The organism is Nocardioides marmoribigeumensis, assembly GCF_031458325.1.
Classification (GTDB): domain Bacteria; phylum Actinomycetota; class Actinomycetes; order Propionibacteriales; family Nocardioidaceae; genus Marmoricola_A; species Marmoricola_A marmoribigeumensis.
Genome location: NZ_JAVDYG010000001.1, coordinates 906,194 through 925,444, shown reverse-complemented (window position 1 = coordinate 925,444; position 19,251 = coordinate 906,194). Strand labels below are relative to the sequence as shown.

Genomic DNA, 19,251 nt, shown 5'->3' with positions numbered 1-19,251 from the left:
GGCCCGATGAGGCGAGGGTGCAGCGGTGCGCTTAGCGCTCGCTTAGCCCCTGCGAGACCAGACCGTCCACGGCCGCACGGGTCGAGGCGAGGGGGAGGGTCCGGCCGAGCGTCCACTCGCGTGCGGCGCGGTCCGCGCCGAGCGAGTCGCGGGCCTGACCCAGCCGCGCGGCGAGGTCGGCCTCGATCGGGTCGTCGGTGCCGGACGGCGAGGGGGACACCCTCTGGGCGGCCGCGAACGCGCGGACCGCGAGCACGTGGTCGGCGGACAGCACCGCCAGGCAGCCGCCGACCCGCAGGCACTGCGCGACCGCGAGCGCCTGGCCGGTCCGGTCGGACAGCTCGAGCGCCGTGCGCAGGTGGGTCGCGGCCTCGGCGGCGTCGTCGTCCAGCGCCGCCGCACGGGCGAGGCTGATGGTCGCGTCGCGTCGCTCGAGCGGGAGCGCGGCCCCGGCGATCGCCACCGACTCCCCGGCGTAGGCGCGGGCGCTGGCGGGGTCGGACTCGTCGAGCGCGATCTCGGCCAGCGTGTTGAGGGTGTCGGCCAGGCGCGCGGCGTCACCCCGCTCGCCGACCACCTCGAGCCGCCGCTCGTAGTAGGCGCGCTCGGCCTCGACGTCGCCCCGCACCGCGCACCCGATCGCCAGCATGGACAGGGCGACCACGGTGATCCGGTAGTCGCCCAGAGCCTCGGCCGCGGCCAGCGCCTGCTGCGCGAGCGCCGTGCCCTCGTCCTCCGACCCGGTGACGACGAGGGCCGCCCCGAGGTGGCAGCGCGCGTCGGCCAGCACCCGCTCGTCGGTGGTCAGCGACAGCACCGCCCGGCACTCCGAGGCCGCCCGGGACCAGTCGGTCAGGTGGTAGGCGAGCTTGCCGGCGACGAGGTGCAGCACGGCACGGTCGCCGTCGGTGAGGTCGGGCAGGTCCAGCAGGGCCGTCGTACGCCGGAGGCCGTCGGTGAGGCGACCGCTGGCGATCCACAGGTCGGTCAGCGACGAGGCCAGCTCGACCGCGAGGTCCGTCGCCCCCTCGGCGAGGGCGCGGTCGAGCGCGGCGTCGAGGTCGGCCGCGGTGTCGTCGTACCGTCCGAGGACGGCGGTGCCGGTCGGGCCGTCGAGCTCCTCTCGCCAGGCGAGCACCCGCCGGCGCAGGTGGTCGGACAGGGCGTCCCTCCGGGCGGCGACGTCGGTCTGCTCGGCCAGCCGCGCCCGGGCGTAGGCCCGCACGGTGCCGAGCGCGACGAACCGCACCTCGACCCGCGACTCCGCGGACCGCACGAGCCGCGCCTCGACCACCTGGGCCAGCGCGGCGAGCACGTCCGGGACGTCGTCGCACACGGCCTCGACCGCCTCGATGGTGAAGCTGCGCTCGAACAGCGCGAGCCGGTCGACGATCCTCCGCGCGTCGGGGTCGAGCCGCTCGTAGGACCACTCGATGGTGGCCGCGAGCGTCTGCTGCCGCTCGGGCACGTCGAGGCCGCGCGCCTGGAGGACGCCGAGGTCCTGGTCGAGCGCTGCCCGGATCTCGCCCGGGGCGAGCAGGCGCACCTGCGCGGCGGCGAGCTCGATCGCCAGCGGGAAGCCGTCGAGGAAGCGGCACAGCTCGGCGACCTCGGCCAGCCGCTGCTCGTGGTCGCCGTCGGCGGCGATCGCCCGGGCCCGGTCGAGGAACATCGCCACCGCCGGCGCCGCCAGCACCTCGGCGGGGGAGGCGTCGGCGGCCGGCACGTCCAGGGGAGGTACGGCGACGTCGTGCTCGGCGCGGATGCGCAACGGCAGGCGGCTGGTCGACAGGACGGTCGGACCCGCTGTCCGCTCGACGAGGTCGGCGACGAGGCCCGCGGCGCCGTCGACCGACTCGAGGTTGTCGAGCACGAGCAGGGCGTCGGTGTCGAGCCCGTCGAGGCCGGCCGGGTCGTCGTTGCCGGTCAGGGCGAGCGCGACCTCGGCGAGCACCTGGTCGACGTCGGTGCGCTCGGTCATCGCGAGGTGGACGACACCGCCGGCGAAGTCGTCCTCGGCGGCGAGCGCGGCCAGCGCGGCCAGCCGCGACTTGCCCGACCCCCCGGGTCCGGTGAGGGTCACCGCGCGCACGTCGTCGCGTCGCAGGAGCAGGTGCACCTGCTCGACCAGGTGCTCGCGGCCGAACGTCGGGGTCGTGGGTCGAGGCACCCGGCTCGGCGACCGCGGGGCGACGACGACGGGCAGCTGCGGCGCCGCGGGGGCGGGGGCCGCGATGGAGGGGTCCTGGCGCAGGATCGCCAGCTCGAGCTGCTGGAGGGCCTGACCGGGATCGATGCCGAGCTCGTCGGCGAGTCGCTCGCGCGCCCGGGCGTAGGTCGCGAGCGCGTCGGCCTGGCGGTCGGAGCGGTAGAGCGCGGTCATCAGCTGGCCCCAGAACCGCTCGCGCATGGGGTGGTCGGTGACCGCGCTGGAGAGCGGGTCGACCAGCGCGTGGTGCCGGCCCAGCGCCAGCTCGGCGTCGTAGAGGTCCTCCTCGACCAGCAGGCGCAGCTCGTCGAGCCGCACCGCCTCGGGCTCGGCGAACGGGGTCGCGCGGACGTCGGCGAGGGCCGGCCCCCGCCACAGCGCCCGGGCCTCGGCCAGCGCCGCTGCGGCCGCGGCGAGATCGCCCTCCTCGCGGGCGTCCCGGGCGCGCTGGTGCAGCGTCGAGGCCCGGCCGATGTCGACCGCGCCGGGGTCGACCGCCAAGCGGTAGCCGGCGTGCTCGCGCACCACCACGTGGTCCAGCGACTCGGTCTTGAGCGCCTTGCGCAGGCCGTGCACGAACACCTGGAGGGCGGCCGCCGGGTTGCCGGGTGGCTCCTCGCCCCAGAGCCCGTCGACGAAGCGGTCCACGGACACGATCCCGGGGGCGGCCAGCGCGAGCATGGCGAACACCGCCCGCTGGCGCGGCGAGCCCAGCGGCACCGTCCGGTCGTCGACGGCCACCTCGACGGGGCCGAGCAACCGGATCTCCATGCGACGAAACCTAACGGTTCGGCTTACGATGACGCCCTTGACGGGACCGGCCTGGGGGGTCGCACCCGGGGGAGGGACGCCGTGAAGGCGACGATCGCACTCATTCCGCTGCTGCTGCTCAGCACGCTGCTGACGTCCGCGCGCTCGGCCGACGCGACGCCGACCGGCTCGCTGCCGGCCTTCTGCCAGACGGCCGGGGCGAGCAGGTGGCAGGGACTCGGCGTCGGACCTGGCGCCACGGACGTGTGGGAGACGCCCGGCAACTGGACCAACGGCGTCCCCGTCGACGGCGACGCCTGCATCCCCGCCGGGGGTGTGCCGCGGATCCGAGGCGGCGAGGAGGAGCACCTCCGCACCCTCGACGTCGCGGGCGGTGCGACCCTCACCGTCGAGCAGGGTGGCAAGCTCTTCCTCTTCGGCGACCAGGCCTCCGGCCAGGACTCCGTCGTCCGCAGCGGCGGGTCCCTCGACGTCGTCGGTGCGACCCTCGGGGGCATCGCCAGGCTCCACGTCCTCGGTCGTCTCGGCCTGACCAGCAACGGACCGGGGGCAGCGAGCACGCTCCTGACCCGCGAGTGCACCTACTTCCCGGGGGCGGGCAACCCCTACCCCGGAGAGGAGGGGTGCTCCTCTCCGCCGGCCGCCCTGGACAACGACCCGTTCCGAGTCGAGGTCGACGACCGCGGGACCGTCGACGTCAAGGGCGGGGGTGTCAACCTCGGCGACGGGACGACGACCGTCGTGCGCGGCCTCCTGCGGGTCCGCTCGGGCGCCTACCTCGCCGCCGACCACGGCACCCGGCTCGAGCTGCGTCCCCACCGCACGTCCGCCGCCGGCACCGGCACCCTGCGCTTCGAGGGCGACGGTGGCTACCTCGAGGGCAAGATCCAGTCCGACACCGGCGTCGCCGCCCTCAGCACCCTGGTCGACCAGGGGCTGGTCATCAAGACCGGTGGCACGGGCCGCACGCTGGTCAGTGCGGTCTACTTCCAGCCGACCCCCGGGCGGGTCACGGTCCGCACCGGCACGCTCCTGCTCCCGAGGGCGACGGCCACCCCGGCGACGGTCGGCGCCGGCACCACCTACGGCACCGGCCGGTGCGTGCGCGCCACGACCACCTGCGGCACCCAGACCACCAGCGACCCGGACCCCGACCGGCGGCAGAGCGCCGACTTCCGGCTGCCCAGCACCGACACCTCGGGGGCCGACGTCGTCGTGCGCCGGGTCGGCAGCCGCGCCTCGAGCGACCTCGGCTACCCGTTCGACGTGCACGCCACCTCGATGTCCGCGACCGTCTCCCGTCCCGCGGTGATCCGGATGCGCTTCGACGCGACCGTGCTCGGGGGCAAGCGGTGGCCCGACGTCCGGATCCTGCGCCGGGCGACGGGGGCGACGTCCTACCGGCTGGTCAAGGCGTGCCTGTCCGACGGCAAGCCGCCCAGGGGCGAGGTCGCCTGCGTCGACCGGCGCAACGTCAAGGGCGTGAGCAGCCGCAACATCGCCAACACCTCCGGCAACCCCGACGTCCTCATGGTCATCCGGACGCGGGCGACCTCGCGGTGGGTCGGGCGCTGAGCGCGCTGCTAAGCCGGCGCTAAGCGCCGACCCGCAGTCTCCTTCCACCGGCCCACCAGGGGCCGCTCGAAGGAGACACCGATGCACCTCGGACGCCGCACCGCCGCCCTCGCGCTCGCCACCTCGCTGGGGACCTCGCTCCTCGCCCTGGTCCCCGGCACCGCCCAGGCGGCCGTCTCGGACCTCACCGTGCTGGGCCCGCTGGTCACGCTCAAGGCCGAGGACGCCACGCCCGCCGGCGCAGCCGGGGCCGACCTCACCGTGGCGCGCAACGAGTTCGAGTCCTTCCAGGTCGCGGTGCGTGCCGACGGCGAGGGGATCGGCCAGCTGCGGGTCGAGGCCGGCGACCTGACGGGTGCGCGCGGCGGCACGCTCCCCGCGAGCGCGCTGACCGTCTACCGCGAGTCCTACCTCAAGGTCTCCGCCGACCACCTCAGCGACGGGGAGTCCACGGTGGGTCAGTGGCCCGACGCGCTGGTCCCGCAGGTCGACCCGATCTACCACCAGGAGCGCTCCGCGTTCCGCACCCCGGTGCCGGCCAACGGTCGCGCCGTGCTCTGGGTCGACGTCCTGGCCTCCCGCGACCAGGCTCCCGACACCTACACCGGCAGCCTGCGGGTCAAGGACGGCTCGACCCTGGTGGGCACCGTCTCGGTCCGCGTGACCGTCCGCAACCTCGCCCTTCCTTCCACGTCCTCCCTCGACGGGGTCTTCCTCACCGAGCCGACCAAGCAGTGCCAGGTCCACACCGGCTCCGGCACCTGCAACGGCGACGTCGCCGAGGCCAACCGCCTCTCGGCCGTCTACGAGCGGGTCGCGCTGGAGAACCGCATCTCGATCTCCACCCCGTGGCAGGTCGACCGGGGTGCCGCGCTGTCCGGCGCGATGCAGAGCAGCTGGCGCCAGCAGGTGCTGCCGATCGTCAACGGCACCGCCGCCCCCGCGTCGGTCGGCAGCCCGATCCGTCTCCCCGGCGCGAGGGCGACCAACCTCGTCCTGTGGCACTACTGCAAGGCGAGCTGCCTCGACGCCTGGAAGGCCCAGGCCACCACCGACGGCTTCGCCGACCGCCTGAGCTACTACACCTGCGACGAGCCCAACCAGAGCAGCACCAACTGGGCGGCCTGCGCCGACAACCACACCGTCGCCCAGTCCCGTAGGATGCGCGAGCTCGTCACCACCCCGCTGCCCTACGCCAAGGCCAACGGCGCCGACGGGTGGATCGACGACCTGGTCGTCCTCGGCCGGATGATGGACGGACGCAACGGCACCTTCCAGGGCAACCAGCGCCCGACGTACGACGCCTGGGCGGCGGAGAGCGCCGACGGGCAGCGCAACAAGGTCTGGCTCTACAGCTCGTGCGAGTCCGCGGCGTGCAACAACCCGGGCGAGGAGGGCTGGAACGACCCGTTCTACAACGGCTGGGCCGGCTACGGCATCGACCAGCCCGCCTCCCAGGCCCGCGCCATGCCCTGGACCGCCTTCCTGCTCGATGCGACCGGCGAGCTCTACTGGGGAGTCGACTACCGCCTCGGCCAGGCCTGGAACCAGTGCGGCGCCGGCGGGACGAACTGCCTCTACGAGTCCGGCATGAACGGCGACGCGACGCTCTTCTACCCCGGCAGGGCCTGCACCCCCGGCACGGCGCCCGGCTGCATCGGCGGCACCACCGACATCCCGGTCGAGTCCATCCGGCTCAAGCGGATGCGCGACGGGCGCGAGGACTACGAGTACCTGAAGCTGGCCGCCTCGGACCCCGGGACGGCCGCCCTGGCCCGCAGCACGGCGCTGTCGCTGCTGGGCGGCGACCTCGACGCCGCGGCGTACTCCACCACCTTCGGCCAGAGCGCCCTCGACCAGGCCCGCAAGGCGCTGGGCGACGCGATCGAGCAGCCCGTGACGGAGCCGACCCCGGAGCCGACCCCGGAGCCGACGCCGGAGCCGACGCCGGAGCCGACGCCCGAGCCGACCCCGGAGCCGACGCCCGAGCCGACCCCGGAGCCGACGCCCGAGCCCACGCCCACCACCCCGCCGGCTCCCGTCTTCCGGCCCGACGGCGAGGTCCGCGTCGGGACCGGCACCTGGAGGGGCAACGGGGTCTACAACCGGACCGGCACCGGCCAGACCATCGCGGTGTCGCTGCGCAAGGGCGCCAGCCGCACCTTCACGGTCCGCATCGGCAACGACGGCAACGCGGCCGACAACTGGTCGCTGGCCGAGGCCCGCTCCGGGACCGCCGGGATGAGCCGCACCTGGAGCCGCAACGGCACCAAGGTGACCTCCCAGGTCGCCGCCGGCACCTACTCGCTGCTCGAGGTCGCACCGGGCGCCACCCGCAGCGTGGTGATGACCCTCAAGGTCGGCTCCACCACCAAGGTCGGCCAGGTCGCCACGTGGTACCTCCACGCCGTCCACAACCCGGTCGGGGACGGCATCCGCGACGTCGTCCGCATCCAGGTCAAGGTCAAGGCCTGACGGCGGCGACCGACCCCGAGCGGCCCTAAGCGGCCGCTAAGCGACTCGATCCAGAGTCATCACAACGGCCCCGCCCGGGGCCCCACACCCAAGGAGAACCTCATGTCCACCGTCCGTCGCTCGTTCGCCGTCCTCCTCACCGCGCTCGTCGCCTTCCTCGGCACCAACCTCGGCTCGGCGCAGGCCGTGCAGCTCTACGGCGCCTCCGGCTCCTACGGCTCGATCTCGCCCGGCTACGTCACCGCCGGCACCACCAACACCTGCTACCCGGCCGGCAACTGCCTCCAGCGCCAGGTCCGCGTCCCCGGCCCGACCGTCGGCCGGTCGCCGAGCGCCACCGCCGCGCAGAACGTCCGCATCCAGTACCGCGTCTACCGCTGGAACGGCTCGGCGTGGGCCCTCTACAAGTCGGCGACCTACGCCTACTCGATGGGCTACCACAGCAGCGTCAAGCTCCCGCAGGTCAACTTCAACGTCGGCACCGGCTACTACACGGTCCAGGAGTCGCTCAGCTGGCACGTGAGCAGCACCGGCATGCAGCTCGGCGCCCGGGGCGTGGCCTTCAACGGCTACGACTACGCCTGCAGCTCGCAGCTGTCCTGCAGCACCGGCGCCGGGTGGGCCTACTTCGGCTGACCCGCACCGCTCCTCGAGGCCCCCGCCGACCGGTGGGGGCCTCGTCGTGCCCGGACCTCAGCGGCGGCCGAGGCGCAGGTAGGCCAGCGGGCCCACCGGCTGCACCACGAGCGCCGCGGCCCACAGCGCCCTCGGGCCGCGGACCTGGTCGCTCGACCTCCGCGCCAGGTCGCGAGCCGCCACGGTGGTCATCACCAGCTCGACGGCACCACCCGCCACGATCAGCCGCTGCTGGGTGGGGGTCAGGTCGGACCAGCGCTTCCTGCTCTTCGTCGCTGCCATGCTCCGAGGCTAGGACTCCCGCGCCCCGTCGTCGGCGTCGGGTCGCCGTCCGGGCAGGACCCTGGCCAGGGAGGCCGGGTCGCGACCGACGACCGTCGTGCCGTCGTCGGCGGTGATGATCGGGCGCTGGATCAGCCGTGGGTGCGACGCGAGGGCGTCGAGCCACTGACCACGCGCCTCCTGGGTGCGGGGGAGACCCTCCACCGCGGTGGCCTCCGGCTCACCGGTGCGCGTGACGTGCCACGGCTCCAGGTCGAGGCGCGCGAGCACCTCCTCGAGCTCGGCGCGGCTCGGCGGGTCGTCGAGGTAGCGCCGGACCGTGTAGTCCACGCCCGCCTCGTCGAGCGCCGCGGTCGCGGCCCGACACTTCGAGCACGCCGGGTTGACCCAGATCTCCATCAGGTGCGCCGCACGAGCGTGAGGGCCGCGCCGATCACCGCCACCCACCCCAGGGCGCGGAACGCCTCGCCGAAGCCCAGGACGAGCTCCGGGTCGGCGGAGCTCCGCAGCCCTCCCTGCACGAAGCCGGCGAGGAACCACAGGACGGCGCCGCACCCGGCGAGGACGGCGAAGGACGGGGTGGTCTTCATGGCTCGATCATCGGGGCCCGCCGCCGCCGTACGACGGTGCGACACGTCAGACGGTGGCGCCGTAGGACTCGGGGTAGAAGCCGGCGTGGAGGTAGGCCGGCGTCACGTAGGCGAAGCCGCGGTGCCCCCACGACCTCCCCCACGAGTTGCGCACGATGAAGCGCCCGTCGGCCCGGTAGCCGACGATCGTGACCGCGTGGCCGCCGTACGTCCCGCCGCCCCACTCGTCGAGCAGTCCGTCGGCGCCCAGCGACATCCAGGCGTCGTCGACCCAGAGGCCGGCCAGGATCGGGCCCTTGTGGACCAGCCACCGCTTCCAGCGCTGGAGGTCGAGACCGAGGTTGACGTAGGAGACGCGCCGACCCGACGCCCCGGCGTACAACGCGTTCTCGGGGCCGGTGAACATCGCGGTCTCGACCTCGAACGGGAGGTCCTTCTCCATGACGTAGCCGTACTTGCGGGCGACGTCCATGGCGGCCTTGAGCGACGTGCCGGACTCCTCGACGAACGACGTCGGGCGGTCGCGGAACTCGTCGGTCTCCTTGGAGGCCATCCAGACGAAGCGGGGGGAGAGGCGCTGCCGCTGGGTGATCTTGCCGGCGGTGACCATCAGCCACCGGCCGACGCCGTCGGCGGTGGCCCAGCCGACGCAGGACCCGGTGTAGCCCTGGTCGCCGACCTTCCACCAGGTCTCGCGCAGGTCGTGCGCCTCGGGCAGTGCCGCGCGCGCCGCGACCATGCCGCCGGCGACCGCGTCGTCGAAGGTCCAGTCGCGGTCGGTGCCCTTGGAGGGCACGAGGTTGCAGATGCGCCGGTGCGTCTCGGTCGTCGCCATGCCTCGCATCCTGCTCCCGAGTGCGTCGGAGCGCCAGGGCCGTCCGGCTAGGCTCCGGCTATGGACTGGCTCTCGGAGCATGCCGCCGCCGCCTGGGCGATCCTCGCGGTGCTGCTCGCGATGGCCGAGATCGTGAGCCTCGACCTCTTCCTCGTCATGCTGGCCGGCGGCGCCGGGGTCGGGGCGGTCGCCGCGCTGGTCGGCGCACCGTTCGGGCTGCAGGTCGGGCTCGCCCTGGCCACGGCGGTCGGCCTGCTCGCACTGGTCCGCCCCCCGATGGTCAAGCGGCTGCACGCCGGTCCCGACCTCAAGACCGGCGCGGAGGCGCTCATCGGCGCCCGCGCCACGGTGCTGCGCGAGATCACCCCGCACCAGACCGGACGGGTCAAGATCGGGGGCGAGGAGTGGACGGCCGCGCCCTACCTCGAGGACGACACGATCCCGCAGGGGGCAGTCGTCGACGTGGTCCGGGTCAAGGGCGCCACGGCCTACGTCCTGCAGCGTCCCGAGCTCACCTAGGAGAACCACATGACAGTCGCACTCGCACTGCTGGGCGTCCTGGCGATCTTCGTGATCCTGCTGCTGGCGCAGACGATCCGGATCGTCCCGCAGGCCCGGGCCGGGGTCGTCGAACGCTTCGGCAAGTACCGCACCACCCTCCAGCCCGGCCTCAACGTCGTCACGCCGTTCGTCGACCGGGTGCGCTACATGATCGACATGCGCGAGCAGGTGGTCTCCTTCCCCCCGCAGCCGGTGATCACCGAGGACAACCTGGTCGTCTCGATCGACACCGTCATCTACTTCCAGGTCACCGACCCGGTCGCGGCGACCTACGAGATCGCCAACTACATCTCCGCGGTCGAGCAGCTGACCATGACCACGCTGCGCAACATCGTCGGCGGCATGGACCTCGAGCAGACCCTGACCTCCCGTGAGGACATCAACCGAGGGCTGTCCGGCGTGCTCGACGAGGCGACCACGCGCTGGGGCATCCGGGTCGGGCGCGTGGAGATCAAGGGCATCGACCCGCCGCCGTCGATCAAGGACTCGATGGAGAAGCAGATGCGCGCCGACCGCGACAAGCGCGCGGTCATCCTCACCGCCGAGGGCCAGCGGCAGTCCGCGATCCTCACCGCGGAGGGCAACAAGCAGGCCGCGATCCTCAATGCCGAGGGCGAGCGCGAGGCCCGGATCCTGCGGGCACAGGCCGAGCGGGAGGCCGCGATCCTCAAGGCCCAGGGCGAGGGGCAGGCGATCCAGACCGTCTTCCAGGCCATCCACGACGGTCAGCCAGACCAGTCGCTGCTGGCCTACCAGTACCTCCAGATGCTGCCCAAGATCGCCGAGGGCGACGCCAACAAGGTGTGGGTCGTGCCGTCGGAGATCACCAAGGCGCTCGAGGGGCTGGGGTCCGCGGTCCACGAGGTCGCCGGCATCCCGCAGCACACCGGCGGCGTCAAGCACCGGGTCGACATGGGCCCCTCGCTGACCGAGCTCGAGGAGCAGCGCAAGGCCAACTCCTCCAGCGCCGATGCCGAGGTGCAGAAGGCGATCGCCGCGGCGGACTCCGCCGCGCAGGGGAGGTCCACCGACCTGCCTCCGCCGCCCCCGTCCTCCCCGCCCGCGGAGGAGCCGCCCGCCTGATGCACCCCGGTGCGCTGCTGTGCCAGGTGTACGACGGCGTGACGGCCTGGGCGCGCGACCTCGACGAGGCGCAGCTGGGCGCCCCCACCCGCACCGAGTGGACGGTCGCCGAGCTGCTGTTCCACCTGCTGCTCGACGCCCAGCGGGCACTGGTCACCTTCGCCACCCCGGCCGACGAGCCACCCGACACCGACGCGGTGTCCTACTGGCTCGACTGGAACCCCGCGTCGGGCGACGGCAGGGCGCACCTGCGGTTCGTTCGTGCGGCCGTGGCGGCGTACTCCTCCCCCCGCGTGGTGGTCGAGCAGTGGAACGAGACCGCCGCGGCAGCCGGTCGCGCCGCGCTCCTGGCGCCGCTCGACGACGTGGTGGCGACCCAGGGTCACCGTCTGGCGCTGCCCGACTTCCTCAGCACGCTCGTCGTCGAGGCGACGGTCCACCACCTCGACCTCACCGGGCACGTGCCCGGGCCGCCGGTGACCCCCGCCGCGCTCGCCGAGGTGCGTCGCGTGCTGGACGGGCTGCTGCGAGGGCGGGCCCCCTCGGGCTGGAGCGACCGCGACTACGCGCTCAAGGGGACCGGGCGCCTCCCCCTGACCGACGACGACCGTGCGGCCCTCGGCGCCCTGGCTGAGCGTCTCCCCTTGCTGGGTTGAGGTCCGTCGGTCCCGTCAGCCGGACAGCTGGCGTCTCACGGCCGCGAGGAGACCGTCCGGACGCTCGTTGAAGGCGATGGCCGCCCGAGGCGCGTGCTTTCTTGTCAGGTTGACCAGAGCTTCGAACAGCACCACGTCCCCGCCACGCAGACCGCCGCCGAGCAGCACGCAGTCCCACGGCTCGCGCGCGAGGGCCGCGGTCACCACCGCCTCGACGTCGTCGCTGCCGTCGAGGCCGACCCAGCAGCCGACGGCAGCGAAGCCCGCGTCCGCGAGCTCGGCCATGCCGGCCGCCACCGCCGTCGCGACGGGCTCGGGGTCCCACGGCCCCGGCACGCGGTGGGGGTCCAGGCCGACCACGAGGACCCGGTTGCGCATGCGCTGACGATACGTCGGCTGAGTAGGGTTTCCCGCGTGAGTGACGTGATGAAGGTCGGTGTGCTGGGCGCTCTGGGCAAGGTCGGGCGCGAGGTCTGTGCCGCGGTCGAGGACGTCGACGGGTTCGAGTTGGTCGCCCGCGTCGACGCCGACGACTCCCTCGAGTCGCTGGTCGAGGCCGGTGCCGAGGCGGTCGTCGACTTCACCCACCCCGACGTGGTGATGGACAACCTGCGCTTCTGCATCGAGCACGGCATCCACGCCGTGGTCGGCACGACGGGCTTCGACGAGTCCCGTCTCGCCGAGCTGCGGTCGCTGCTGGGCTCCTCGTCGACAGGGGTCCTGATCGCCCCCAACTTCTCCATCGGCGCGATCCTGATGATGCGCTTCGCGGCCGAGGCGGCCCCGTTCTACGAGTCGGTCGAGATCGTCGAGCTGCACCACCCCACCAAGGCCGACGCGCCCAGCGGCACTGCCCGTCGTACGGCGGAGCTGGTCGCGCGAGCCCGCGCCGACGCCGGCGTGGGGCCCGTGCCCGACGCCACCTCGACCTCCCTCGAGGGCGCACGCGGCGCGGTCGTCGACGGCATCCACGTGCACGGCCTGCGCATCCGCGGGATGGTCGCGCACCAGGAGGTCGTGCTCGGCGGCATCGGCGAGACGCTGACCATCCGCCACGACTCGATGGACCGCGCCTCCTTCACCCCCGGCGTGCTCCTCGGCCTCCGCGAGATCGGGTCCCACCCCGGGCTGACGGTCGGGCTCGAGGAGTTCATGCCGCTGGGCTGAGCCGGCGCTCCAGCCCGCCGTACTCCGCCGTACGCGTGGTGGATGTCCGAGATGTCCAGCACGTACGTCGGAGTACGCGGCGCGCGGCCGCCGCCGAGCGCGCGCCCTCAGCGGGAGGCGCGGGCGAGGCGGTCGTAGGTGCGGTCGGCCCTCGCCACGCTCGCCGGGTCGTCGACGTCCACGCCGGCCCTCGCCGCGGCCCGCAGCACCCGTGGGCTGTGCAGGTCGGGGGCGCGGAACGACTCGGGACGGATCGAGGCGTCGCGCGAGGCGTACGCGCGCTGCTGGCGCGCCAGCCGGTCGGCCGACCCGGCGGCCGCGCGCATCACGGCGGTCGTCGCGGTGACCGTGGAGCCGGTGAGCAGCGGGCTGACCACGGGCGTGTAGCCGTCCCGGTGCCCGGCGATCTTGGGGTGGTAGGACTCGCTGACCGGGTTGGACAGCCCGTTGATCCACTCCACGTCGTCGCACACCGCGTGCCCGACGAAGCGGCTGGTCGGGTTGGCGAAGGTGAAGCCCTTGGCCGAGGCCGCGGTCGACGTCGTGCTGTTGAGCAGGTCGGCCGTCGCGTTGAGCCGTGACTCCTCGGTCGGGGAGAACCACGTGAACGCGTTGCAGTCCTCGCCGTTGAAGATCCGCGGGTAGCCGACGACCACCACCTTGGCGTTGGGCGCCTTGCTGCGGATCGCGGCGTACAACGTGGACAGGCGACCCGGCAGCGTGCTCTTGATGAAGGTCTGCGCCTTGTCGATCGCGCCGTAGCAGTCGCTGGCCCACGACGGCTTCGCGCACGTGGTGAGCACCGAGGCGAAGCCGGCGTCGTTGCCGCCGACCGAGAGCGAGACGTAGGCCGTCGTCGCCCTCAGCGGCGTCAGCTGGGTGTTCTGCACGTCGGCGACCTGGGCTCCCGAGCAGGCCCGGAAGTTGAGCGCGTAGCCGCGCGCGGTCGCGATCAGCGAGGGGTAGGCGTAGACCGAGCGCTGACAGCTCGTCCCGTCGGAGATGTAGGTGCGGGTGCCGACGCCGGAGGAGTAGGAGTCGCCGAGCGCGACGTACGGCGGCGACGCGGCCTGGGCGGCCAGTGGCAGGGCGGCGGCCAGGAGCGCGAGGGCGGAGGCGGGACCGGCGAGGCGGAGGACACGGGACATGGGGGCTCCCTCCGAGCGGGGCGGATGCTCCTCACGCTAGGACGGCGACCGGGCCCCGTCCATGGCCCGCCTGTGCGCCTGCACCACCCCACCGCGTACTCCGCCGTACGCGCTGTACAAATCGGGCAGGAGCAGCACGTACGGCGGAGTACGCCGGGGTGGAGGCGTCAGACCAGGCGGACGAGCGCGGCGGAGGCCGCGGCCACCACGACCACCACGAGGAACGGGGCCCGCAGGAGCAGGGCGACCACGGCCGCCGCGAGCCCGGCGAGCCGCGCGTCGAGGACGACCGACTCGTCCCGGCCGAGCACCTGCACCGCGATCAGCGCGGAGAGCAGGGCGATCGGGAGCAGGTCGGCGACCAGCGACACCCGAGGGTGGTCCAGGACGCGCTCCGGGACGCTCATGCCCGCGAGCTTGAGCCCGTAGCAGAGCGCCGCAGACCCGAGCAGCCACGGCCAGAGGTCGCTCACGCCTGTCCCTCCACGGGCTCGTCGCCCGGCGGCTCCACCGAGCCGGGGCGTGCCACCGCGCCGACGGCGACGGCGACGAGCCCCGCGAGGAGGACGGGCACGCCGGGCGCGGCCAGCGGCACCAGGCCCAGCGCCACGGCGACGGCCACCAGCGCGGTCACCCGGTGCACGGTGCCGTGCAGCCGGGGCCAGAGCATCGCCAGGAACGCGGCGCCGATCGCCGCGTCGAGACCGAAGTCGCGGGGATCGCCGAGCGCGTTGCCGGCGAGCGCCCCGACCAGCGTGAAGAGGTTCCAGCTGACGAAGACGCCGAGGCCTGTCGCCAGGAAGCCGGCGCGCACGGTCGGCCGGTCCGGCCGTGCCACCGACATCGCGGTGGACTCGTCGATCACCAGGTGGGCCGCGGCCACGCGTCGCCATCCGGTGAGCCCGAGCAGGGGCCGCAGGCGGAGGCCGTAGAGGCCGTTGCGAGCGCCCAGCAGGGTCGCGGTCACCGTCGCGCTGACCGGTGTGCCCCCGGAGGCGACGACCCCGACGAACGCGAACTGGGACGCGCCGGTGAACATCAGCAGCGACATCGCGCAGGTCTGCAGCACCGACAGGCCGGCCGCGACCGCGACGGCGCCGAAGGACACCGCGTAGAAGCCGACGGCGACGCCGACCGTGAGCCCCTCCCGGGCCACCGCGCGCGGGGTCGGGGGTGCGGACGTCACCGCACCATCATGCAGACGGCGAGGGGGTCAGCGGCGGGCGGGGGACTCCTCCGGGGCGGTGCCGAAGTAGTGCAGGAACCCGGCCACGAACGCGATGCCGAGGAGAGCGCCGACGACGGCGCCGGAGACGGGAAGGACGGGGAGCGCCATCGACCACGCGAGCCATGCGCCGAGCCCGGCACTGCTGATCAGTCCGACGACCCAGATCGCGACCTGGTAGCGCGCCGGGAGGTGTCCGAGAGTCATGCCTACCCCCTCCGAGTGAGGCCCGAGTGCCTCGTCCGGGGGATACCCGGCATGGCACCGACGAAACCGAGTCTGGGCCCTTGGTCCCGGGACCACAAGACTCCCGGGACGCGTCAACCACGAGGCGGGTCGTCCCGCACGATCCGCGGCGAGTAGAGCTGGTTGTCGGGCCCGCTGTCCATCATCGCGTCGGAGTACCTCGCCCCGGACTCCTCGTCGAAGGCCACCGCGACCCCGTGGAAGCGCACCCACGCCGGCCGGCCCAGGCACGGGCGCGGGATCACGACGCGCATGAGGTCGTCGGCGTAGCTCACCTGGTTGGTCAGTCCGGGGCACGACCGGCCGTGGAGCCGCCCGTCGACGTACTGCTTGAAGAACACCTGGCCGGAGCGGCGGGACGGGCCCGCCGTGTGCTGGACGCGGTAGGTCCGGCCCGCGCTGGTGAGGATCCAGAACACCGTCGAGGTGCGGTCCTCGGTGCGGACGAGGTCCGTGAACCAGCCGGTGGTGGTGATCATGCGCGGGGCGTGGCGGACCCGGCTGGCGGTGAGGTCGACATTGCGGCGGGCGCCGTGCTCGGACCAGAGGTCGGGTGTCTCGCCCTGCAGCCAGACGTCGGCGACGGTGTCACGCTGGGTGTGGACCACCGCGGCTGGGACGGCGGCGGACGTCGGCGCGGCCACGACCGCCATCGAGGTCAGCCCGGCCAGGGCGGTGGAGGCGAGGAGGGCGGCGTTGCGCGCGGTCGGGAGCGAGGTCACGGGTGGTCCCTTCGACGAGGTGCCGGCCCGGACGGCCGGTCTGCCGGGACGAGCCTGTGGCCCCCGCCGCACGTCTCACCAGGGTCGGGGCGAAGGAGACGGGACTCGTACGGGCGACGTACGGGCCGGCCCTCAAAGACCGTCGCGGCCCACGTCCGTCACGTCGCCGGCGAGTGCGACGGCCTCAGCGGGGGAGAGGCCCTCCCCGGCGGCTCTCGCGAGGCGGTACCCCTCTTCGCCCAAGGACTCGCGGGCGGTCTCGCGTGCCCAGCGGACAAGGGCGGGGTCGGGGACGTAGTAGTTGTAGTGACGACCGCCCACCGTGCGTCGCAGCGCGCCCACCGCGCCCAGGAGCGTGGCGCAGCGCTCCCAGCGCTCCCGACGGGCCGCCACGACGGCCAGGCCGTCCAGCGCGAACGCCAGGTCGGGGTGGTCCTGGGTCTCCAGGGACAGCGGCGCGCTCTGGCGGAACCACGCCTCGGCGTCGTCGTCGCGGCCGCTCGTCAGCGCCCACCCGGCGCGGTTGAGGAAGGCCTCGTTGAGGACCAGCCTGTCACCGCGCGCCCGGGCCAGGCGTGTGCCCTCGTCGAAGAGCTCGAGCGCGGCGGCGGGCCGGCCCGCGTCGAGCAGGACCGTCCCGAGCCACACCGCGGCCATGGACTGCAGGACGTCGTCGTCGAGGTCGCGTCCGAGGTCGACCGCCTCCTCGAGCAGCGCGGTGGCCCGCGCCACGTCGCCCGCGTCGAACGCGACCAGCCCGCGCAGGAGGGTCCCGTGCGTCCGTGCGGACAGGTCGCCCCGGGTCGCGGCAAGCGTCGTGCCCTCGTCGAGCGCGGTGGACGCCTCGGCGAAGTCGCCGACGCCGTGCCGCATCTTGGCCAGGCAGAACAGCGCCCGGACCCGAGAGACGTCGGACAGCGGCATGCGCAGGGCCTGCTCCATCCAGCGTGCGACGTGGTCGAGGAGCCCGGCCGACCACCAGTGCAGCGCGAGGGGCCACGCAGTGTCGACCGCCACGTCGGCGAGCCCGGCGGCCAGGCTCCGCGTGATCGCCGCGCGCAGGTTGTGCGTCTCGACGTCGAGCACCTCGAGCCACCCGACCTGCTCCTCGCGGTGCAGCCCGTCCCCGGCCCGGACCGCGAGGTCGCGGAAGTACGCCGCGTGCGCGCGTTGCGCGTCCAGGGTCTCGCCGGACTCGTCCAGGAGCCGCAGCGCGAACTGTCGCACGGGCTCGAGCAGCGAGTGGCGCACCGACAGCGCCGCGGGCGTCGACGGCGTCGCGACCACCAGCGAGTGCTCGACAAGACGCTCCAGCGGGGCCGCCGGGTCCTCACCCGTGACCCCCGGTCCGTCCACGAGCCCCTCCACCGCCCTCACGTCGAACCCGCCGGCGAACACGGCGAGCCACCGCAGGAGCCGCTGCTCGCCGGGTGCGAGGAGCTCGTGGCTCCACCTGAGGGCGGCATCCAGGGTGCGCTGCCGGGCGGGCAGGTCGCGCGCGCCCTCCCAGGTCCAGGCCTGGTCGAGACGCCGGGCGACCTCGGCGAGGCCCAGGGACCGGACACGGGGGGCGACGAGCTCCAGGGCGAGGGGAAGGCCGCCGAGGCGCCGGCACAGGTCCGCGACCACAGGAGCGTTGGCCGCAGTCAGGGTGAACGTCGGGTCCACCGCTCGCACGCGTTCGACCAGCAGACGGCACGCCGGTGCGGAGGAGACCGCGTCGACGTCGTCCAGGTCGGACAGCCCCAGCGGGTCCAGGACCAGCACCGCCTCGCCACGGAGCCGCAACGGCGTCCGGCTCGACGCCAGCACCGTCACCCCTGGGCAGGCCTCCAGGAGCTCGGCAACGAAGGGGGCGGCGTCGACGACGTGCTCCACGTTGTCGACCACCACCAGGCGCCGCTGCCCCGCGAGGTGCTCGGCGATGCTGCGCACGGTGTCGTCACCGGTCGCGGCGGCCCCCAGTGCGAGGGCCGTCGTCGCCGGGACGAGCCCGGGATCGGTCAGGGACGCGAGCTCGACCACGCTGACCGCGCTGCCCCCGTCGGCGAGGACGGCTGCCGCCGCCGTCACGAGCCGCGTCTTGCCCACGCCGCCTGGCCCGGTCACGGTGACCAGCCGCTGTCCCTGCCGGCCCAGCAGGGACAGGAGCCTGCCGAGGTCGGCCTCCCGGCCCACGAGCGGGGTGGTGGGAGCGGGGAGGCCGCCACCGTGCGGTCGCCTGCCCTCGCCGGCGCCGGCGCCGGGTCGGCCGTCGTCGGACGGGCGTGCGGCGCTCTGCAGCTCCAGGCGCTCCTCGTCCGTCAGGCCGAGGGCGTCCGCCAGGGAGCGCAAGGTGTGGGGGTGTGGCCGTGCGTGGACGCCCCGCTCGACGGCGCCGACCCCGTCGACGCTGAGACCGGCCCGGGCGGCGAGCTCCTCCTGCGTCAGGCCGGCGCGACTGCGCCACCTCCGCACGAGCTCCCCGACGCCCATGGTGGGGTCAGTCTTCCCTGAGATCGGTGTGCAGCCGCACCTGCTTGACCAGGACCGAGCCGTCGTCGTGGAGGTCGAGCGAACGGTGCGCCCCGTCGGGGGCCCAGCCGGAGTCGGTGAGGAAGCGGCGGCGCACGTCGTCGTCGGCGTTGAGCCAGCAGGTGGCGCGGGTGAAGCGGTCGGCGCGCAGCGTGTCGACGACGGCGTGGACCAGGCGCGACCCGTGCCCGGCGCCGCGGTGCTCCGGCGCCACGACCAGCTCGGCGACCTCGCCGTCGGCGACCGGGTCGGAGTCGGGGTCGGGGGAGGGCTGGGTGACCGCGAAGCCGCGCACGTCGTTGCGCTCGAGGGCGACCAGCACCCGGTTGCGGGCGTCCCGCGGCTTCTGCAGCGCCTGGTGCCAGGCGGCGGCGAACTGCTCGGGGTCCATCGCGTCGAGCACCTCGGCGGGCAGGACCCCGGCGTACTCCTCGCGCCAGGTGGCGACCTGCACCGCGGCGATCGCCGCGGCGTCGTCGGCCCACGCCACGCGCACGGAGTGGTCGGCGGTGGGGGTGTGTGCAGCCATGGGCCCCAGTCTCCCCGGTGCTAGTTT

General features: G+C 74.1%; 20 protein-coding genes. 7 read left to right on the top strand and 13 right to left on the bottom strand.

Features of this window, described 5'->3' with window-relative positions:
* Positions 1–31: 31 nt before the first annotated feature.
* Positions 32–2,980: an AfsR/SARP family transcriptional regulator gene (locus J2S63_RS04470; protein WP_310299151.1), complete on the bottom strand. Its 2,949-nt coding sequence runs from the start codon at positions 2,978–2,980 to the stop codon at positions 32–34.
* Positions 2,981–3,061: 81 nt separating this feature from the next.
* Here J2S63_RS04470 and J2S63_RS04465 point away from each other — a divergent pair, with 81 nt between their 5' ends.
* The 3 genes from J2S63_RS04465 to J2S63_RS04455 all read left to right on the top strand — a co-directional run bounded on the left by J2S63_RS04465 (position 3,062) and on the right by J2S63_RS04455 (position 7,666).
* Positions 3,062–4,555 carry a hypothetical protein gene (locus tag J2S63_RS04465; RefSeq protein WP_310299148.1) on the top strand — a complete coding sequence of 498 codons (1,494 nt, stop codon included), beginning with the start codon at positions 3,062–3,064 and terminating at the stop codon, positions 4,553–4,555.
* A gap of 81 nt (positions 4,556–4,636) precedes the next feature.
* Complete coding sequence (locus J2S63_RS04460) at positions 4,637–7,030, top strand: DUF4091 domain-containing protein (RefSeq protein ID WP_310299147.1); 2,394 nt, start codon at positions 4,637–4,639, stop codon at positions 7,028–7,030.
* A 102-nt stretch (positions 7,031–7,132) separates the two neighbouring features.
* Positions 7,133–7,666, top strand: a complete 534-nt coding sequence (locus J2S63_RS04455; RefSeq protein WP_310299144.1) for a cytochrome c family protein — start codon at positions 7,133–7,135, stop codon at positions 7,664–7,666.
* 57 nt (positions 7,667–7,723) lie between these two features.
* Here the strand turns inward: J2S63_RS04455 and J2S63_RS04450 are convergent, their stop codons facing one another.
* The 4 genes from J2S63_RS04450 to J2S63_RS04435 are packed head-to-tail and all read right to left on the bottom strand — an operon-like array spanning position 7,724 to position 9,373.
* The gene (locus J2S63_RS04450) at positions 7,724–7,948 is read right to left on the bottom strand and encodes a PLD nuclease N-terminal domain-containing protein (protein ID WP_310299140.1); all 225 of its coding nucleotides are present in this window, start codon (positions 7,946–7,948) and stop codon (positions 7,724–7,726) included.
* 9 nt (positions 7,949–7,957) lie between these two features.
* Positions 7,958–8,347 carry an ArsC/Spx/MgsR family protein gene (locus J2S63_RS04445; protein ID WP_310299138.1) on the bottom strand — a complete coding sequence of 130 codons (390 nt, stop codon included), beginning with the start codon at positions 8,345–8,347 and terminating at the stop codon, positions 7,958–7,960.
* Complete coding sequence (locus tag J2S63_RS04440) at positions 8,347–8,538, bottom strand: hypothetical protein (RefSeq protein ID WP_310299135.1); 192 nt, start codon at positions 8,536–8,538, stop codon at positions 8,347–8,349. Before J2S63_RS04440 ends, J2S63_RS04445 begins: the two co-directional genes overlap by 1 nt.
* A gap of 46 nt (positions 8,539–8,584) precedes the next feature.
* Entirely contained in the window at positions 8,585–9,373 is a 789-nt protein-coding gene (locus J2S63_RS04435; RefSeq protein ID WP_310299133.1) for a C1 family peptidase, read from the bottom strand.
* A 60-nt stretch (positions 9,374–9,433) separates the two neighbouring features.
* Here J2S63_RS04435 and J2S63_RS04430 point away from each other — a divergent pair, with 60 nt between their 5' ends.
* From J2S63_RS04430 to J2S63_RS04420, 3 genes are read left to right on the top strand one after another with little or no spacing between them, the layout of a single operon-like run.
* Positions 9,434–9,892, top strand: coding sequence for an NfeD family protein (locus J2S63_RS04430; protein WP_310299130.1), 459 nt, complete (start codon positions 9,434–9,436; stop codon positions 9,890–9,892).
* A 9-nt stretch (positions 9,893–9,901) separates the two neighbouring features.
* The gene (locus J2S63_RS04425; RefSeq protein ID WP_310299128.1) at positions 9,902–11,017 is read left to right on the top strand and encodes an SPFH domain-containing protein; all 1,116 of its coding nucleotides are present in this window, start codon (positions 9,902–9,904) and stop codon (positions 11,015–11,017) included.
* Entirely contained in the window at positions 11,017–11,673 is a 657-nt protein-coding gene (locus J2S63_RS04420; protein ID WP_310299126.1) for a maleylpyruvate isomerase N-terminal domain-containing protein, read from the top strand. The genes J2S63_RS04425 and J2S63_RS04420 overlap by 1 nt, the downstream gene beginning before the upstream one ends.
* A gap of 15 nt (positions 11,674–11,688) precedes the next feature.
* Here the strand turns inward: J2S63_RS04420 and J2S63_RS04415 are convergent, their stop codons facing one another.
* A complete protein-coding gene (locus tag J2S63_RS04415) occupies positions 11,689–12,051 on the bottom strand; it encodes a hypothetical protein (RefSeq protein ID WP_310299123.1) in 363 nt (120 codons plus the stop codon).
* 45 nt (positions 12,052–12,096) lie between these two features.
* Here J2S63_RS04415 and dapB point away from each other — a divergent pair, with 45 nt between their 5' ends.
* Positions 12,097–12,840, top strand: coding sequence for a 4-hydroxy-tetrahydrodipicolinate reductase (gene dapB, locus J2S63_RS04410; protein ID WP_310306588.1), 744 nt, complete (start codon positions 12,097–12,099; stop codon positions 12,838–12,840).
* A 107-nt stretch (positions 12,841–12,947) separates the two neighbouring features.
* Here dapB and J2S63_RS04405 read toward each other — a convergent pair whose 3' ends face one another.
* The 7 genes from J2S63_RS04405 to J2S63_RS04375 all read right to left on the bottom strand — a co-directional run bounded on the left by J2S63_RS04405 (position 12,948) and on the right by J2S63_RS04375 (position 19,224).
* Positions 12,948–13,988 (bottom strand): SGNH/GDSL hydrolase family protein, encoded by a 1,041-nt coding sequence (locus J2S63_RS04405; RefSeq protein WP_310299120.1) that lies wholly within the window; start codon positions 13,986–13,988, stop codon positions 12,948–12,950.
* Positions 13,989–14,155: 167 nt separating this feature from the next.
* Entirely contained in the window at positions 14,156–14,461 is a 306-nt protein-coding gene (locus J2S63_RS04400; RefSeq protein WP_310299117.1) for an AzlD domain-containing protein, read from the bottom strand.
* Positions 14,458–15,174: an AzlC family ABC transporter permease gene (locus tag J2S63_RS04395; RefSeq protein ID WP_310299114.1), complete on the bottom strand. Its 717-nt coding sequence runs from the start codon at positions 15,172–15,174 to the stop codon at positions 14,458–14,460. Before J2S63_RS04395 ends, J2S63_RS04400 begins: the two co-directional genes overlap by 4 nt.
* A gap of 27 nt (positions 15,175–15,201) precedes the next feature.
* Complete coding sequence (locus J2S63_RS04390) at positions 15,202–15,420, bottom strand: hypothetical protein (RefSeq protein WP_310299112.1); 219 nt, start codon at positions 15,418–15,420, stop codon at positions 15,202–15,204.
* A gap of 113 nt (positions 15,421–15,533) precedes the next feature.
* The gene (locus J2S63_RS04385) at positions 15,534–16,181 is read right to left on the bottom strand and encodes a hypothetical protein (RefSeq protein ID WP_310299110.1); all 648 of its coding nucleotides are present in this window, start codon (positions 16,179–16,181) and stop codon (positions 15,534–15,536) included.
* A gap of 132 nt (positions 16,182–16,313) precedes the next feature.
* On the bottom strand, positions 16,314–18,656 hold the full coding sequence (locus tag J2S63_RS04380) for an ATP-binding protein (RefSeq protein WP_310299107.1): 2,343 nt from the start codon (positions 18,654–18,656) through the stop codon (positions 16,314–16,316).
* 7 nt (positions 18,657–18,663) lie between these two features.
* The gene (locus J2S63_RS04375) at positions 18,664–19,224 is read right to left on the bottom strand and encodes a GNAT family N-acetyltransferase (protein ID WP_310299105.1); all 561 of its coding nucleotides are present in this window, start codon (positions 19,222–19,224) and stop codon (positions 18,664–18,666) included.
* Positions 19,225–19,251 lie beyond the last annotated feature (27 nt).

Coding starts and splice junctions, on each gene's coding strand:
- J2S63_RS04430 (WP_310299130.1), top strand. CDS start 9,434: ATGGACTGGCTCTCGGAGCATGCCGCCGCCGCCTGGGCGATCCTCGCG.
- J2S63_RS04450 (WP_310299140.1), bottom strand. CDS start 7,948: ATGGCAGCGACGAAGAGCAGGAAGCGCTGGTCCGACCTGACCCCCACC.
- J2S63_RS04440 (WP_310299135.1), bottom strand. CDS start 8,538: ATGAAGACCACCCCGTCCTTCGCCGTCCTCGCCGGGTGCGGCGCCGTC.
- J2S63_RS04415 (WP_310299123.1), bottom strand. CDS start 12,051: ATGCGCAACCGGGTCCTCGTGGTCGGCCTGGACCCCCACCGCGTGCCG.
- J2S63_RS04375 (WP_310299105.1), bottom strand. CDS start 19,224: ATGGCTGCACACACCCCCACCGCCGACCACTCCGTGCGCGTGGCGTGG.
- J2S63_RS04445 (WP_310299138.1), bottom strand. CDS start 8,347: ATGGAGATCTGGGTCAACCCGGCGTGCTCGAAGTGTCGGGCCGCGACC.
- J2S63_RS04390 (WP_310299112.1), bottom strand. CDS start 15,420: ATGACTCTCGGACACCTCCCGGCGCGCTACCAGGTCGCGATCTGGGTC.
- J2S63_RS04470 (WP_310299151.1), bottom strand. CDS start 2,980: ATGGAGATCCGGTTGCTCGGCCCCGTCGAGGTGGCCGTCGACGACCGG.
- J2S63_RS04435 (WP_310299133.1), bottom strand. CDS start 9,373: ATGGCGACGACCGAGACGCACCGGCGCATCTGCAACCTCGTGCCCTCC.
- J2S63_RS04425 (WP_310299128.1), top strand. CDS start 9,902: ATGACAGTCGCACTCGCACTGCTGGGCGTCCTGGCGATCTTCGTGATC.
- J2S63_RS04460 (WP_310299147.1), top strand. CDS start 4,637: ATGCACCTCGGACGCCGCACCGCCGCCCTCGCGCTCGCCACCTCGCTG.
- J2S63_RS04405 (WP_310299120.1), bottom strand. CDS start 13,988: ATGTCCCGTGTCCTCCGCCTCGCCGGTCCCGCCTCCGCCCTCGCGCTC.
- J2S63_RS04455 (WP_310299144.1), top strand. CDS start 7,133: ATGTCCACCGTCCGTCGCTCGTTCGCCGTCCTCCTCACCGCGCTCGTC.
- J2S63_RS04380 (WP_310299107.1), bottom strand. CDS start 18,656: ATGGGCGTCGGGGAGCTCGTGCGGAGGTGGCGCAGTCGCGCCGGCCTG.
- J2S63_RS04420 (WP_310299126.1), top strand. CDS start 11,017: ATGCACCCCGGTGCGCTGCTGTGCCAGGTGTACGACGGCGTGACGGCC.